This is a genomic window from Paenibacillus sp. FSL P4-0176, assembly GCF_037975265.1.
Classification (GTDB): Bacteria; Bacillota; Bacilli; order Paenibacillales; family Paenibacillaceae; genus Paenibacillus; species Paenibacillus amylolyticus.
Genome location: NZ_CP150242.1, coordinates 3259973 through 3274377 on the forward strand (window position 1 = coordinate 3259973; position 14405 = coordinate 3274377).

A 14405-nucleotide genomic window follows, 5' to 3' on the forward strand; every position below is an offset into this window, starting at 1 on the left:
AGCTTTATATTTACAGTACATATATAAGAGGTGACTTGTTACGTTCAAAATGCGATATCGTGAGAATATATGCTATAATTTTATAATCTCATCCAATCATTTGATGGATGACTAGATCAATTGTAGACTAATTCGCCAAGAGGTGTAATACCAATGAAAAAGGAAATGACAACAATCAAACAAACCAGGCTCCATTCCATTTTGGACGAGGCCACCAAATTGCTGATTGAAAAACCGAATGCTTCCATGAATGAAATTGCGGAATCTGCAAAAATCGGAATCGCTACGTTACATCGATACGTGGAAAGCCGCGAACAGCTTATGGTATATCTCGGATTACGCGCAATCGAGGTGGTCAGTGAGACCATGAAAGAAATCCAACTGGATGAGGAGCATTGTGAAAAGTACATACCTGAGCTGATCGAGGCGCTGATTCCATTAGGCGACAAAATTTATTTTCTGGCTCATGACACCACCATTAACTATAATCCCGAGATTGAGGGAGCAGATCTGAAACTGAGAGAACCTGTATTACACGCGGTCGGTCTGTTACAACAGAAAGGTTATTTCCGCTCCGATCTCGATAAAACCTGGATTGTCGATGTGTTGTATTCCATCATGTTCCTGACGTGGCAGCAGGTTGTAAGTGGTCATATCGCGAGAAAAGCAGCCCCTGCACTTGTGGTGGATACGTTTTATCATGGATTTAAGCAGCGATAGCTAAAGGTTAATTCAGCGAGAATCAATAGATTTCCATCAAGCGAACACCCCAAAAAAAGTCGAATGTATCGTTAGATACACAGACTCTTTGAGGGTGTTTTTTTGCGTTCACAACAGCGTTTCTCAGTGCGCAAGCTACAAAAACTTGATTTTCTCACATATTCAAATATTAACAGAGTTCAGAATTTAAGATTTCCAGTTTACAAAAAATGATATAAATTTCTAGTAGATTCAAATCATTACCAAATAAAGACAAAATATTCAAACGAGGAGGCCGGACAGAAGCACATGCAATTGTGCAGTTCAAAGTCAGCTTATGTACTCATTCCATCAACCCAAATCAGGAGGGATTCCATGCTTTACACCATTATTGTGCCAGTCAACCAGGACTATAACATTTTGAACCTGTTCACAGATTCGCTACTCCGGACGGTAAGCCCATCCACTCAGATTATTTTCATCAACGATGGTTCCGGCTCAGCAGTCTTTCAACATCTGGATAAACTGAAGCAAGAAGTAAGAGAAGGTGTGACCATCGAGATTCTTCAGCATGATTTTCCACTCGGTTGCGCCGTGTCGATTAATAGCGCACTGAGCCTAGCCAAGGGAGAGTACATTTTCTTCCTGGATTCTGACACCATTCTTCAACCGAACTGGCAACCGATGATGAAAGAGACACTGGATAGCGATATTACGATTGGCATGATTGGGGGCGTTCTGTTGTATCCGCAAACAGGAGGCGTGCAGCATTGCGGCATTGCTTTTGCGGACACCATCGGCCGACACCTGTTCCTGAACGCATCTCCTGATGATATCCCAAAAGAAACCTTCTCTGTTCAACTGGTGGTGTTTGCCATGTTTGGCATGAAGCGGGAGGTGTATGAGACCATCGGCAACCTCGATGAGAAATTCTTTAACGGATACGAGGACTTTGATTATCAGATGCGGGCACGAGCTGCCGGATACGATACAGTCATTAATCCGAATATTCAAGCATATCACTGGGAACGCAGCAGCGGCATTCACCGCAACTTCAACCGGAAGAACAATCTGGCACGATTCTGGAAAAAGTGGGGCGGTCAAATCGAGGCTGATGTGTGGCCATTCGTTTTCAGTCATCTGAAAGCACAGCTGGAAAGCCAAGAGGAATACCAGCATCTGCCGATTGTCGGGATTGACCTTGCCGAGGTTCGAAGCGATGCCGATACATTCTGGAACAAGCTGGAGGAAGCCGAATTTGCAAATGTAGCCGAAGTACGGGACTATTCAAACCGCTTTAATTCCAACGGGGCCATCTGGCTGCCACAGGTACTGGGCAAGGAATTGATTCATAGTGAGAACCGGTTACTGTTTTTGGTGGACAATTTCGCCCGTTTGCTGGAGAACCGCTACTGGATTGAGATGAGACATGCTCATCGAGCCAAGGATCTGATCATTGATCTGTATGGCAATGTGATCACGATGGATCGCATATACGATGGATGCTGGCCTGGAACCAAAGTTCGGTAATTCACTCACAACGAAAATAAACAGGGAGGTACTTAAGGTGAAAGAAAAAGAGAGCACGCTCGATCGTGCCGTACGGTTTACCCGTAATCTGGAGTGGTTGGAACAAGTCGAGAAGGTAATTCCGAGCGGATGCAGCACTTTAGCCAAAGCACCTGAACGTTTATTTCCGGGCCATACCCCCGTATGTTGTGCAGAGGCTTATAACTCCCGATTTACAGATATCGACGGGAATGAATGGCTGGATTGCGAAATGGCCATGGGTACGGCGCCATGGGGCCATGCCAGACATGAAGTCCAATTAACCGTCATTCACCAGTTGAAAAAAGGGACAAGCTTTTCTTTACCTGCCGACATCGAGCTTGAATGTGCCGAGTTGATTCTGGAGCGGTTCGAGGGTCGTTATCCATCGCTGCGCTTCACCAAGAGTGGTGCTGATGCAGTGAGTGGGGCCGTGCGTCTGGCCCGTGCCGCTAGTGGCAAAAGCAAGGTTATTGCGACAGCTTATCATGGGTGGCACGACTGGTCTGCCTACGGTTATTATGGTGGCCAGACGAAAGAACGTGGCATCCCGGTGGATATCGAGCGTTCAACGATCTGGGTCAACAAGCCTACTACGGAGCGAATTGAGGCTCAGATTACCGCGTCTCCCGAGGATATCGCATGTATTGTTCTATGCCCCAACGAGTGGAAAAAGGATGCGCTGGAGGAAGCCGTAAACCTATGTCGGTCTCTGGACATCATTATCATATTCGATGAGGTAACTTCCGGTATTCGAATGGGCAAGCAGGCTACAGCAGGAGAATATGACATCTGGCCTGATCTGCTCTGTATCTCTAAAGGTATGGCCAACGGTTTACCGCTCGCAGCGGTTATGGGGCCTGAGCACTTGATGTCTTTGTCAGGACAGGTCAGATTCAGTAATGCCCATTCCAGTGAAACGACAGCGCTCGCGGCAGCTATTGCCTGTGAACGATTAATGAAAAATGCGAAAGTATGGCCGACTTGGCGTGATCCGGCAACCCGGATCATGGATCGTCTGGAATCTGAACTTGTGTTACTCGGATTGACGGATCAATTGGAAGTGAGAGGGACTTATGCAAGCTTCTGCATTCAATCCTTGGCTGAAGATAACTTCCAAACCGATCCTTTCCGCGAGTTCATGGTGAAGAGAATGGCTCACTTCGGCATTTTCACCAAAGGATACTTTATTTTCTCTGATGCCCATACACGGGAAGAATTGCTATGGGTCGAGGAAGCGCTGTTGCAGATCCTGTCAGACTGGAAAGAGATTCAGAAGCAGGAACATCTTCATGCGATGCAACTTTCGAAAACGTTTGAAGCTTAATCCATAGATCATAATCAACAATCCACTAGGAGGAATTATTCAATGAAAGCACTCGTATATCAGGATCTCAAACAGGTGACTTACCAGGAGATTGAGGAGCCAACCATTCAAAAGCCAAACCAGGTGAAAATTAAAATCTATGGTTCCGGCATCTGCGGTACAGATCTGAATATTGTCAAAGGCAAAGTGCCTGCGAATAAAGGAACGATCATTGGTCATGAAGGCGTAGGCACAGTGGTTGAGGTGGGCGACGACGTTCGTGGTTTCAAGATCGGTGATCGGGTATTGGTTGATCCCACGCAATCTTGCGGTACCTGTTCATACTGCCGTGAGGGTCTGTTCATCTACTGCGAGAATTTTGATGATTATCAAGTAGGGATGACGACACACGGAACCTTTGCTGAATATTTTGTTGGGGACGAAAAGTATATCTATGCCATCCCGGATTCCATGAGTTGGGAAACGGCCATGATGATCGAACCACTGGGATGTGTACTTCAGACGTTCATGAAAGCAGGAACTAAGCCAAGTGACTCTGTACTCGTCCTTGGTTCTGGAGCAATCGGTTCCCTGTGTCAGCTTGTTAGCAAACGATTGGCAAGGCTTACCGTAGGCACGGAAGTTGATCCATACCGCAAAGAGTTCGCTTCAGGGATCGCGGATCATGTGTTCTATCCTCAGGATCTGACACTGGATAAAGTATACGAGATCAATAATAACAAAAAGTTTGATATTGTAGTGGACGCGGTTGGTAACCAGCTTCATGTAGGGTTTGAGCTGATTGCCAAAGGCGGCAAAATTATTCCTATGGGATATGACGACAGCTATGAGGTGACGTTCAAATCAACAGCCGTGATTAATGATGGCATTAGTATCATCGGTGCAGTTGCTAATCACTCGATGATCAGTACGGCACTGAAATTTGCCCAAAGCATCCCGGAACTGGAACAGATGGTGACAGCCAAGGAACTGCTGAGTGATTATGAACAGGCCTTTAATGGAACGATTGGTTATGACATGCATACTGGAGAGAAGTTGCCGATGAATTCGGTCAAAACAGCTCTTATCCTATAAGAGGTACTATAAGCATGTAGACATTAGCGGGTTTGCCGCTGCGAGAAGTTGGAATTCGCAGCGGTGAAAACCGCAGAAGGAAGGGATATCGATTGAAATTGCTTCAAGATTTGCCGAAGAATCCACGCTACTCCATTTTACTCGAACCGGTATGGGCCATTCCGGGCACGATCGTTCTATTCTACGCTCCTTTATATATGAAGGAAGCCGGACTTTCGGACATAGAAATCGGTTTAATCAATTCGGTGAATCTTTATTTTGCCTTTATCTTTCAATTGTTTGCAGGTTCCATTACGAATAAGCTGGGACGAAAACGAACAACACTGATCTTTGATCTGCTTGCCTGGAGTGTTCCCATGTTCATCTGGGCCTTCTCCCAGAACTTCTGGCTGTTTCTGATCGCTTATTTACTGAATGCAACATCCAAGTTTGTAACGGTCGCCTTTAACTGTCTGATCATAGAGGATGTGGAGGAACACAAACGATCCAAGGTATTTGCCATTCTCAACATGATCATTACAGGGGCTGGGGTACTCACGCCTATTGCCGGGGTGGTCATTGCTGATTATGGTATTGTGCCTACACTCGCCAGCATTTACTTTGTCGGGGGCATCCTCATGACCGCCATGTTCTTCATTCGTAACCGATACACGGATGAGACCGAGGTCGGCAAGGAACTTATGGGATTGCATAGTAAAACCCGCGTGCTTCAGAGCTTGGGTTCCAGTCTGCGCCTGTTTGGCAAATCGTTCTACAAACGGAGACTTTTTCCGATTATTCTGATCACGGTGTTGTCCAATCTGATCTTGCAGCTGAATTTCTTCCAGGTCATTTTCTTCAAGGAACAGTTGAAGTTTGATGACCGTGTCATTTCGTTTATCCCAGTAGTGACTGCGGTAACCGTAATGCTGCTCTATCTGGTCATCATTCCGCGACTGAAACGGCGTTCGGAAGAAAAGTATGTTGGTTTTTCCATCGTGCTTAGCACGGCCGGAGCCATTCTGTTTCTGTTGATCCCTGTGGGGAATATAGGGATGTTGTTTCTCACGCTAATCGTGCTCGCTGCGGGTAACTTCATTTTGCAGACGTACCGGGATTCCCTGCTGATGAACCGATTGGGTACGCATGAGAAAGCCGATATGTTCTCGGCCGTGCAGACCGTCATGACGCTTACAGCCATTCCATCCGGTTACCTGACGGGCCTGCTCTACCATCACAATCCAACACTGTTATTCAGCGTCATTCTTGGTCTATATGTTGTACTCATGGTCATCATGTTCTTCCTGCCAGATCCGCAAAAGCACTCCCAAGTGCTGGAACCTTACAAAAATATGTAGAAAAAGGGGTTTACTGTATCTGGAGCGAATATGTAGTACAGAAAAAAATAGAACTACCTCTAGAACATATTTTAACTTGGGAGGCTGCTAAAAATGACTAACGTAATGACAACAGAAGCACGGAAGCAATGGAGTTGGATGAACGAGCCTGAAACCTGGTCCTATACCGATCAGGGAGGTGTGCTGGTGGAAGCGAAGGCGGACACCGACTTTTTCCAGGATCCAGCGGGGAAGCACATTCGTGCAACTGCTCCTTTCTTGTCCATGCCTGTGCCTGGCGATTTCGAAATCACAACCCAATTAACCGTTGATATGAAAAATCAATATGATTCCGGATGCCTGATGGTGATGGCGGATGATCGTAACTGGTGCAAAATTTGTTTTGAATATGATGGAAAAGTGCCTACCATCGTGTCGGTGGTGACACGTGATGGTTCATCGGATGATTGTAATTCGGTGGAAGTCTCCATACCTAATCCCTATTTGCGTATACGCAAAGTAGAGGGCTGCATATCATTCTTTTATTCACCCGATGGGGATGAGTGGAAACTAATTCGTTATTTCGGCATGCCGATACAAGGGGAACTTCGAGCTGGATTAGTTGTTCAGTCGCCGACTGGAACGGGCTGTACGTGTCACTTTTTATCCGTGAACGTTACTCATCCGGACTTGACCGCACGTTTCTAATCCGCTCCCCTGGCCGATCACTGGAGGGAGAACAGGTTCATGGTAAAAGCATTTATATTTGATTTTGATGGACTCATTGTCGATACAGAGACACCTTGGTATTATGCGTTTCGCGATATTTATGAAGAGCACGGAGTGGAACTTGGTCTGGAGCTTTGGTCGAAAAATGTGGGGACATCCTTTGAGGAATTTCATCCATTTCTGTATCTGGAGCAAGCGCTCCAAAAAAAGATAGATCATGATCATATCAAACTGCTCTCTGAACAAAAATACGAAGTCTATTTGGGACAGGCCGCCATTCTTCCAGGGGTGTATGAATTGCTTCAGTCTGCGAGGGAAAAGGGGATTCAGCTTGCGGTTGCTTCCAGCTCCACACGGGACTGGGTGCATGGTTACTTGCAGAAATTAGACATTTTAGATTATTTCACAGTCGTTCATACATCCGAGGATGTGAAGCGAGTGAAACCGGACCCTGAATTGTACCTTCTTGCTCTCCAGAGTCTTGGGATCGAGGCTTTCGAAGCGATTGTGTTCGAAGACTCACCTAATGGCTTGAAGGCAGCCAATGCAGCAGGTATTCGGTGTATCATCGTACCTAACGAGGTAACGCGTGGTCTGGAATTCGCCATGCATGAACTGCGGTTATCCTCGCTGGCCGAGATCGATATGGAGGCGCTTTAATCCAGATACTGCTTGCGTAGCTCGATAGGGGAGATCCCTTCGTATTTTTTGAACACTGACCCAAAGTAACTGGCACTGTTGAAACCAACAGCTTTGGCTATTTCATGAGCGGTCGTAGCGTTATTTTCGATGAGCATTTCCTTGGCTTTCAACAACCGATATCGCATCAGATACTCCAATGGAGTCATTTGAAATTCTTTTTTGAATATCCGATTGAGGTGCTGCTCGGTAACGTCCATCTGCTCAGCCAACAAGGGGAGAGAAATATCCTCATGATAATTTTGTTTGATAAAAGTAATGAGTTCATCCAATCTTAATCGGGCATCAGAACGTTCGTAAGCACTATAGCGTTCACCTTCAATGGTTAATCTGACCAAAAGCATGTACAGTAATGCGGATACGTGCCAGATCTGATCCTTGTGCCGGGACTGCAGCGCCAACGTAATTTCACGCAACAGGATATGAAGCATTCCATCCGGCTTGAAGGCGCGCAGCTCCCCGATCTGCAAGGTATGCAAGAACCGTGGCAATAAATAGCCATTGAAAGACAGACAATCAAATCGTAATGAATCACTCAGATTGTGGTAACGGTAGGTTACCTCCGGGAACAAAATGAGAGCGGTCCCTTTTTTGATCGAAAATTCATGATTCTTTGCTGCGATTCGCCCTGTTCCTCCGATGCACTGTACAATGCTGTAATCCCGTGAATGGTCGCTCCAATTCATCAATTCATCAACGGTCAACTGGTTTTTCCCTGTAATCATGAGCGGCATATCGGTATCCAGTGGATTCCCCATACTAGGTTTCGGCATCGTCGTGTTATTCCTCTTTTCGTTAAAGGATCATGTGCGTAAGTGGCGTGGTTACAGCGTTAAAAGAAACCTAGAAAGAATTATATTACATAAATGGAATAATTTTAATTGAATGACGGGCAATATATAAAACGTTTTCATACAAATGCTTCAACAATTCTTTATTGGATGAATGAGTATGAACTGTAGTCTGATCAGCCTCTATTTATGGATCTAAAAGTACGCCTGCCTTGCCAACAGAATGCGAAACGGTATACGCTATAACGAATGAGTGATTAAGGAAAGGGATGCAAACATGAAGAAAGTCATCGTAGTCGGATCGGGTATTCTGGGGGCATCAACAGCCTATCAATTAGCCAAACATGGCGCAGAGGTCATCATCGTAGATCGAAAAGATATAGGACAGGCAACGGATGCAGCTGCCGGTATCATCTGTCCATGGCTGTCACAGCGTCGCAATCAGGACTGGTATCAGCTCGCCAAGGCAGGTGCGCGGTTCTATCCTGGCATCATAGCGGAGCTTGAAGGCGAAGGAGAAACGGAAACCGGTTATGCTCAAGTGGGCGCGCTTAGTATTCATACGGATGTGGACAAAATCAACAAGATGGAAGAGCGGGCCCATCTTCGCAAAACAGATGCGCCGGAGATTGGCGACATTACACCTTTTGATGCCAAAGAAACCCGTGATCGTTTTCCTCTACTGGATGAACGTTATCAATCGGTACATATCAGTGGTGCTGCACGTATAGATGGAAGAGCGCTGCGCGATGCATTGATCCGGTCTGCACAGCGAAATGGAGCGGAAGTGATCCATGGAGACGCCACGCTTCAATTCGAAGCGGATCGGGTCATTGGTGTGAGTGTTAATGATCAGAGTTCCCTGGCGGATGAAGTCGTTGTCTGTGCAGGTGCATGGGCTAACGAACTGCTGAAGCCACTCGGCATACACTTTAAAGTGCATTATCAAAAGGCACAAATTATGCATCTACATGTCACGGATGGGGAGGATACAGGCCGCTGGCCTGTGATCATGCCACCTTCTGATCAATATCTGCTGGCCTTTGATCAACAGAAGATCGTGATTGGTGCCACTCATGAAAATGATGTGGAGGGTTATGATACAAGAGTAACTGCAGGGGGCATGCAGGAAGTTTTGAATAAAGGTCTGGAACTGGCGCCGGGGCTAGCCAATAGCACATTCCAGGAGGTAAGAGTTGGGTTCCGTCCGTTCACACCTGGCTTTCTACCAGTAATGGGGGCTGTCCCAGGCTGGCAAGGTCTGATTACCGCGAATGGACTTGGAGCCTCTGGATTGACTATGGGTCCTTTTATCGGGAGTCAACTGGCGAAACTAGCTCTCGGCATGGAGCTGGATATCGATATTGAGCCCTACACTGTTGGCAAAGCAATGGATGAAATTGAAAGAGGTGAGTCATGACATATTCACAACGTGTATCCGATGGAGCGAACTCGTCCGACATCATATATTTGGAGCATCAGATCGGTACGACAAAAGAAAAACTGCGAATGGCTTTGGAGAAACAAGAAACATACAAAAGCGAATTGTCGGAATTGAAGTCATCACCAATCAGGAATACATCCGAAGACAATTCTGAAGAGCAAGTCTTAATGGAGAAGGTAAGCCAAACGAAGAACTTGGTTGAAACCCTGTCTGAACAACTGGAGCAACTACAGGAAGCATTGGCGAAACTAGGCGATTGATCGGCTCGTATGGCTTATCTCACTGAGACATCGACAGAAATAATATACGATACGTATAAAACGAAAACCCCTTATATTAAGGGGTTTTTCTGATTTGGTTCAAATGGTTTATATCAATAAATGAACGAATGGTATAAAATGGAATCAGGTGCTGAACTGTCAATTCAGGTACCCATGTAACCAATCACGAAACTATGCTGAGAGGTGGATTCCAAATGTATAAAGAAGTGATACGTGTTGAGGACATCACGGGGTTTCAGTCCAGATCTGAAGAGTTTTTCCCACTTCACTGGTTTCGAAAAATGCTGTCTGAGCATCCAGTGTATTATCACGAAGATACAGACACATGGAATGTGTTCAGATACGATGATGTGAAGCAGGTCCTCAGTAATCATGAGTATTTTTCGGCCGAAGGAACCCGGACGACCATTGCCGTTGGAGCAAAGAACAATGAAGGCACACCTCCAGACAAATTAAACATATCAAGTATCGATCCTCCCCGTCATCAAAAAAGTCGTTCGTTGTTATCCGCTGCTTTTACACCGCGTAGTCTGAAAAACTGGGAGCCACGAATTCGCAACATTGTAGAGCAACTGGTAGCCGATATTGAGCCAAATACGACCATTGATATTGTTCAAGCGTTGGCCGCTCCACTGCCTTCGATGGTTATGGCCGATCTGCTCGGCATCCCCCTTACAGACAGCCATCGATTCAAGAACTGGGTAGATATTCTGTTTCAACCCATCAATCCCAAGACGGCTGAGGAGAGTGAACTGAAAAAGCAAACTGCAGCTCAAGAGTATTATCAATTCCTGTATCCTATTGTGGTTCATAAACGGACTCATCCTGGTGAGGATATCATTACCGATCTGTTGAACGTGGATGTTGAGGGGGAGAAGTTCACGGAGGATGAGGTTGTTCGCACGACCATGCTTCTGCTTGGAGCCGGTATAGAGACAACGAGTCATATGGTTTCAAATACGTTCTATTCCTTCCTCTACGATGACCCGAGCTTGTATGGCCAACTCAGGCAGAACCCCGAATGGGTTCCGCTCGCAGTGGAAGAAATGCTTCGTTATAGGTTCCATAATGCCAAGCGGCATCGGACAGTAAAGCAGGATAATCAACTGCTCGGAGTGGATTTGAAAAAAGGAGATGTTGTCATCTCCTGGATGAGTGCAGCCAATATGGATGAGCAGATGTTTGAAGACCCCTTTGAGCTGAATATTCATCGTCGGAATAACAAAAGACATCTTACCTTTGGTAATGGCCCACACTTTTGTCTAGGGGCCCCGCTGGCAAGAATGGAACTAAGCATTGCCTTGACTGCATTTGTGGAGAAGATTGCTCGGATTGAACCGGTGGAGTCCTTTGATCTGGAGAATAATCTGGCCACTTCAGCTCCGGGACAGTCATTGACCCATCTGCCAGTGAAGATCGTTGCGGAGTGAGAAGGAATCATACGGGACACAACCTAAAAAGCGGCAGATCAGACGTAAACGTCTTGATCTGCCGCTTTGTTATGCAAGCAAGTATGAGGCTGGACACCTTAATTTGAATTCATAGAAACTTTTTGTCTTACCACCTGTTTGATTTCTTCCTCTTTGGCTTGTTTGGTGCGTTTGATAAAGAAGGAAAGGACCAATCCCACAACAGCGATACCGATGATAACAACATAAGCATCATTGATACCCTGGATCATGGATTCTGTAGCAAGCTGTTTTTGACTGAGACCATTGGCTGCACCAGTCGCCATCATATCCTGTACGTGTGCCGTTGTACGGGAGGTCATGACACTTACGAGTAATGAAGTACCTACAGCGCCAGCCACTTGTCTGACGGTGTTGGAGATAGCTGTACCGTGTGCACCAAGTCTTGGTGGCAGTTGGTTAAGTCCCGCAGTCTGAATCGGCATCATGAGCAGAGCCATACCAATTCGGCGGCCGGTAGACATTAATACCAGGTAACCATAACTGGTTGAATCCGTTAAGTCGATGAAACCAATTGTTGTCACGATGGTGATCACCATCCCGATAACAGCGAGCCATTTCGCTCCAAATCGGTCAAACAATTTTCCGGCTACTGGCATCAGGAAGCCCATGACAAGAGCACCCGGAAGGAGTAATAATCCGGACTCCAGTGCAGTGTAACCACGTGCGTTCTGGAGATACAAGGGAAGCAACATCATGTCAGCATACATGATCATTGTAATCGCGATACTAATGACCGTGGTCAAGGAGAACATGTTGTATTTGAATGCCCGCAGATCAAGCAGCGGAGTTTCAGAAACGAGCTGTCTCCATGTAAACAGGGCAAGAGAAACAATTCCAGCCCCAATGCAGATAAGAACTTCTGCACTTGACCATCCCAGACTTCCTGCTCTGCTGAAACCATAGAGCAATGCGCCAAATCCGATCGTGGAGAGCACCACACTGATTGTGTCGAACTTTGTGTTGACCCGTTCGGATACATTCTTCAGGTATACAAACGCAAAAGCAATGACAATAAGAGTTAATGGAATCATGCCGTAGAACATCGTTTGCCAAGAGTAGTTCTCGAGGACATAACCGGCAAGGGTAGGCCCGATTGCAGGGGCAAAAATGATGGCAAAACCAACCATACCCATTGCAGATCCTCGTTTTTCAGGAGCAAACAAGGTCAAAATAACGTGCATTAAGAGCGGCATGATAATGCCAGCACCCGCTGCCTGAATCATACGTCCTGTCAGCAGTGTGCCAAAGTTATCTGCAAGAGCAGATACGATAGTACCAATCAGGAAAATAAACATGGAAGCTTGGAATAATTGCTTGGTTGAAAAGCGTTGCATGAAGTAGGCCGTGATCGGGATAAGCACCCCGTTCACCAGCATGTAACCTGTCGTTAACCATTGTGCTGTTGCGGCGGAGATGTTAAAATCACCCATCAGTTCCGGTGTAGCAACACTCATGATCGTTTGATTCAACGTTGCAAGGAAGGCTCCCAAAATCATGATAAACAGGATGGGGCCTTTCTTTACGGATAATTCTTCTTGTACTCTAGCCTGACTCAATCCTTTTCATCCTTTCAATCCACACGTGACTAAATTTACAACGTGTTGTATAGTTTACATTGTATTTATTGAATTATATACATATTCGGACAGATTACAATTTACGTTATGACGTGTTTTCGTCGTTTATTTTACAAATAAAATGAATTTGTTGTGTAAATCAAAAATAAACGACTGTTTGTTTAAAATTGTAATGTTTAAAATTTGATGGGAGGGATACACGTGAAAGACGAGAAGAAATCAGCCGTGGACCCAAGAATATTGCGAACACGTCAGTTAATTCGAGGTGCATTTGTTGAATTGCTGCAGGAAATGGATATTGAGAAGTTGTCAGTCAACAAAATTGCCGAACGAGCGACGATCAATCGGGTAACCTTCTACCTGCACTATCGTGATATTACGGATATGATGGAGAAGATGGCGGATGAGATGATTGAGAATATTGAACGGATCGTGGATGAATATGCCCCTCATTTTGAGAAACAAAGAACGGAAGAGGCTTGGCCTGTTCTAGTCAAGTTACTGGAGCATTTTGCAGAGAACGCCTCGTTCTATCAAGTGGTTCTTGCTACAAAGCGCACACCGATTTTTACCGAACGACTGCTTAAATTGTTGAGTACGCTGGTCAAAGCCAAAATTGATCGGGTAGAGATGGAAGATGAACTCGAAGAATCCGGCATTCACAAAGAAATCGCAATATGGTACGGTTCTTCGGCTCTGATTGGAACCATCGTTGCCTGGTTGCGTAATGATATGCCATATTCCCCGCATTTTCTGGCGAAACAATTCTCGTTGATCCGCTCGTACTCTTATAATGACCTGATATAATCATGCTACAATTGCATCTAACGTTAATAGAGGAGGAATAATGTGATGAAATATAGTGCAGAACGTATCTATGTGAGATTTTGGAATGTGGATGATGCCGCATTGCTTCTGGATCTACAGGTTCGCAACCGTGGGGAAATAGAGAACATATCAGCAAGTGATCGGGACGAGTCTTTCTACAGCTTGGAAGGGCAAAGGTCACTCATTGAGAGCTGGAACAAGAAGAGAGAAGAAGGAAATCGCTATTCTTTTGGTATTTTTCTACATACAACGGATGAACTCGTCGGTGAAATTTCTTTGTTCGAGATCATACTGGATTCTACCCCAAAATGGATCGTTGGTTATGTGACGGATACTCTGCATCAAGGAAAAGGATATATGAGCGAAGCCCTGCAATGTGTAATGGAATTTGCCAAACACGAAACTGAAATTACTCGAATCGAAGCTGGCGCTGTGCCCGATAATACAGGTTCCATCCGTGTCCTTCAAAAAGCAGGATTCAAGGAGAATGGGTCACAGCCTGTGCCAATCCAGGGAACGTTGAAAGAACATACGATGTTTGCTGTGGATATACTATAAGCAAGATGTTTTAATATTTACTATACAAGTTGGACTATATATTTAAACGTAACGGAGAGGAC

The 14405-nt window shown here is 45.5% G+C and carries 14 protein-coding genes; 12 read left to right on the forward strand and 2 right to left on the reverse strand.

What is annotated here, in order from left to right; translation table 11 throughout:
* Nucleotides 1-153: 153 nt before the first annotated feature.
* The 7 genes from MKY95_RS14860 (at nucleotide 154) to MKY95_RS14890 (ending at nucleotide 7353) form a co-directional block, all read left to right on the forward strand.
* On the forward strand, nucleotides 154-720 hold the full coding sequence (locus MKY95_RS14860; RefSeq protein WP_036608234.1) for a helix-turn-helix domain-containing protein: 567 nt from the start codon (nucleotides 154-156) through the stop codon (nucleotides 718-720).
* Between the two features lie 354 nt (nucleotides 721-1074).
* Nucleotides 1075-2229 carry a glycosyltransferase gene (locus MKY95_RS14865; protein ID WP_076249421.1) on the forward strand — a complete coding sequence of 385 codons (1155 nt, stop codon included), beginning with the start codon at nucleotides 1075-1077 and terminating at the stop codon, nucleotides 2227-2229.
* Between the two features lie 37 nt (nucleotides 2230-2266).
* The gene (locus MKY95_RS14870; RefSeq protein ID WP_338708741.1) at nucleotides 2267-3574 is read left to right on the forward strand and encodes an aminotransferase class III-fold pyridoxal phosphate-dependent enzyme; all 1308 of its coding nucleotides are present in this window, start codon (nucleotides 2267-2269) and stop codon (nucleotides 3572-3574) included.
* A gap of 42 nt (nucleotides 3575-3616) precedes the next feature.
* Entirely contained in the window at nucleotides 3617-4648 is a 1032-nt protein-coding gene (locus MKY95_RS14875; protein WP_036608226.1) for an alcohol dehydrogenase catalytic domain-containing protein, read from the forward strand.
* 92 nt (nucleotides 4649-4740) lie between these two features.
* Nucleotides 4741-5985, forward strand: a complete 1245-nt coding sequence (locus MKY95_RS14880; RefSeq protein WP_051449724.1) for an MFS transporter — start codon at nucleotides 4741-4743, stop codon at nucleotides 5983-5985.
* 93 nt (nucleotides 5986-6078) lie between these two features.
* Complete coding sequence (locus MKY95_RS14885) at nucleotides 6079-6672, forward strand: DUF1349 domain-containing protein (protein WP_339199459.1); 594 nt, start codon at nucleotides 6079-6081, stop codon at nucleotides 6670-6672.
* A gap of 39 nt (nucleotides 6673-6711) precedes the next feature.
* On the forward strand, nucleotides 6712-7353 hold the full coding sequence (locus MKY95_RS14890) for an HAD family hydrolase (RefSeq protein WP_339199461.1): 642 nt from the start codon (nucleotides 6712-6714) through the stop codon (nucleotides 7351-7353).
* Here the strand turns inward: MKY95_RS14890 and MKY95_RS14895 are convergent.
* On the reverse strand, nucleotides 7350-8165 hold the full coding sequence (locus MKY95_RS14895; protein ID WP_339199463.1) for an AraC family transcriptional regulator: 816 nt from the start codon (nucleotides 8163-8165) through the stop codon (nucleotides 7350-7352). The two genes, MKY95_RS14890 and MKY95_RS14895, sit on opposite strands and share 4 nt — an antisense overlap.
* Nucleotides 8166-8460: 295 nt before the next feature.
* Between MKY95_RS14895 and MKY95_RS14900 the strand changes: the two genes are divergently transcribed.
* From MKY95_RS14900 to MKY95_RS14910, 3 genes are all read left to right on the forward strand, one after another.
* On the forward strand, nucleotides 8461-9603 hold the full coding sequence (locus tag MKY95_RS14900) for an FAD-binding oxidoreductase (RefSeq protein WP_339199466.1): 1143 nt from the start codon (nucleotides 8461-8463) through the stop codon (nucleotides 9601-9603).
* Nucleotides 9600-9887: a hypothetical protein gene (locus MKY95_RS14905; RefSeq protein WP_339199469.1), complete on the forward strand. Its 288-nt coding sequence runs from the start codon at nucleotides 9600-9602 to the stop codon at nucleotides 9885-9887. Before MKY95_RS14900 ends, MKY95_RS14905 begins: the two co-directional genes overlap by 4 nt.
* A gap of 215 nt (nucleotides 9888-10102) precedes the next feature.
* Nucleotides 10103-11338 (forward strand): cytochrome P450, encoded by a 1236-nt coding sequence (locus MKY95_RS14910; RefSeq protein ID WP_339199472.1) that lies wholly within the window; start codon nucleotides 10103-10105, stop codon nucleotides 11336-11338.
* A gap of 98 nt (nucleotides 11339-11436) precedes the next feature.
* On the opposite strand, the gene MKY95_RS14915 is transcribed toward MKY95_RS14910, so the two are convergent.
* The gene (locus MKY95_RS14915; protein WP_339199978.1) at nucleotides 11437-12876 is read right to left on the reverse strand and encodes a DHA2 family efflux MFS transporter permease subunit; all 1440 of its coding nucleotides are present in this window, start codon (nucleotides 12874-12876) and stop codon (nucleotides 11437-11439) included.
* A 282-nt stretch (nucleotides 12877-13158) separates the two neighbouring features.
* Between MKY95_RS14915 and MKY95_RS14920 the strand changes: the two genes are divergently transcribed.
* Both MKY95_RS14920 and MKY95_RS14925 read left to right on the forward strand, forming a co-directional pair.
* Nucleotides 13159-13764, forward strand: a complete 606-nt coding sequence (locus tag MKY95_RS14920; RefSeq protein ID WP_047842851.1) for a TetR/AcrR family transcriptional regulator — start codon at nucleotides 13159-13161, stop codon at nucleotides 13762-13764.
* A gap of 45 nt (nucleotides 13765-13809) precedes the next feature.
* Nucleotides 13810-14343, forward strand: coding sequence for a GNAT family N-acetyltransferase (locus MKY95_RS14925; protein ID WP_339199475.1), 534 nt, complete (start codon nucleotides 13810-13812; stop codon nucleotides 14341-14343).
* The last annotated feature ends 62 nt before the right edge of the window (nucleotides 14344-14405 follow it).

Coding starts and splice junctions, on each gene's coding strand:
- MKY95_RS14915 (WP_339199978.1), bottom strand. CDS start 12,876: ATGATTTTGGGAGCCTTCCTTGCAACGTTGAATCAAACGATCATGAGT.
- MKY95_RS14860 (WP_036608234.1), top strand. CDS start 154: ATGAAAAAGGAAATGACAACAATCAAACAAACCAGGCTCCATTCCATT.
- MKY95_RS14910 (WP_339199472.1), top strand. CDS start 10,103: ATGTATAAAGAAGTGATACGTGTTGAGGACATCACGGGGTTTCAGTCC.
- MKY95_RS14905 (WP_339199469.1), top strand. CDS start 9,600: ATGACATATTCACAACGTGTATCCGATGGAGCGAACTCGTCCGACATC.
- MKY95_RS14895 (WP_339199463.1), bottom strand. CDS start 8,165: ATGCCGAAACCTAGTATGGGGAATCCACTGGATACCGATATGCCGCTC.
- MKY95_RS14925 (WP_339199475.1), top strand. CDS start 13,810: ATGAAATATAGTGCAGAACGTATCTATGTGAGATTTTGGAATGTGGAT.
- MKY95_RS14865 (WP_076249421.1), top strand. CDS start 1,075: ATGCTTTACACCATTATTGTGCCAGTCAACCAGGACTATAACATTTTG.
- MKY95_RS14900 (WP_339199466.1), top strand. CDS start 8,461: ATGAAGAAAGTCATCGTAGTCGGATCGGGTATTCTGGGGGCATCAACA.
- MKY95_RS14875 (WP_036608226.1), top strand. CDS start 3,617: ATGAAAGCACTCGTATATCAGGATCTCAAACAGGTGACTTACCAGGAG.
- MKY95_RS14890 (WP_339199461.1), top strand. CDS start 6,712: ATGGTAAAAGCATTTATATTTGATTTTGATGGACTCATTGTCGATACA.
- MKY95_RS14885 (WP_339199459.1), top strand. CDS start 6,079: ATGACTAACGTAATGACAACAGAAGCACGGAAGCAATGGAGTTGGATG.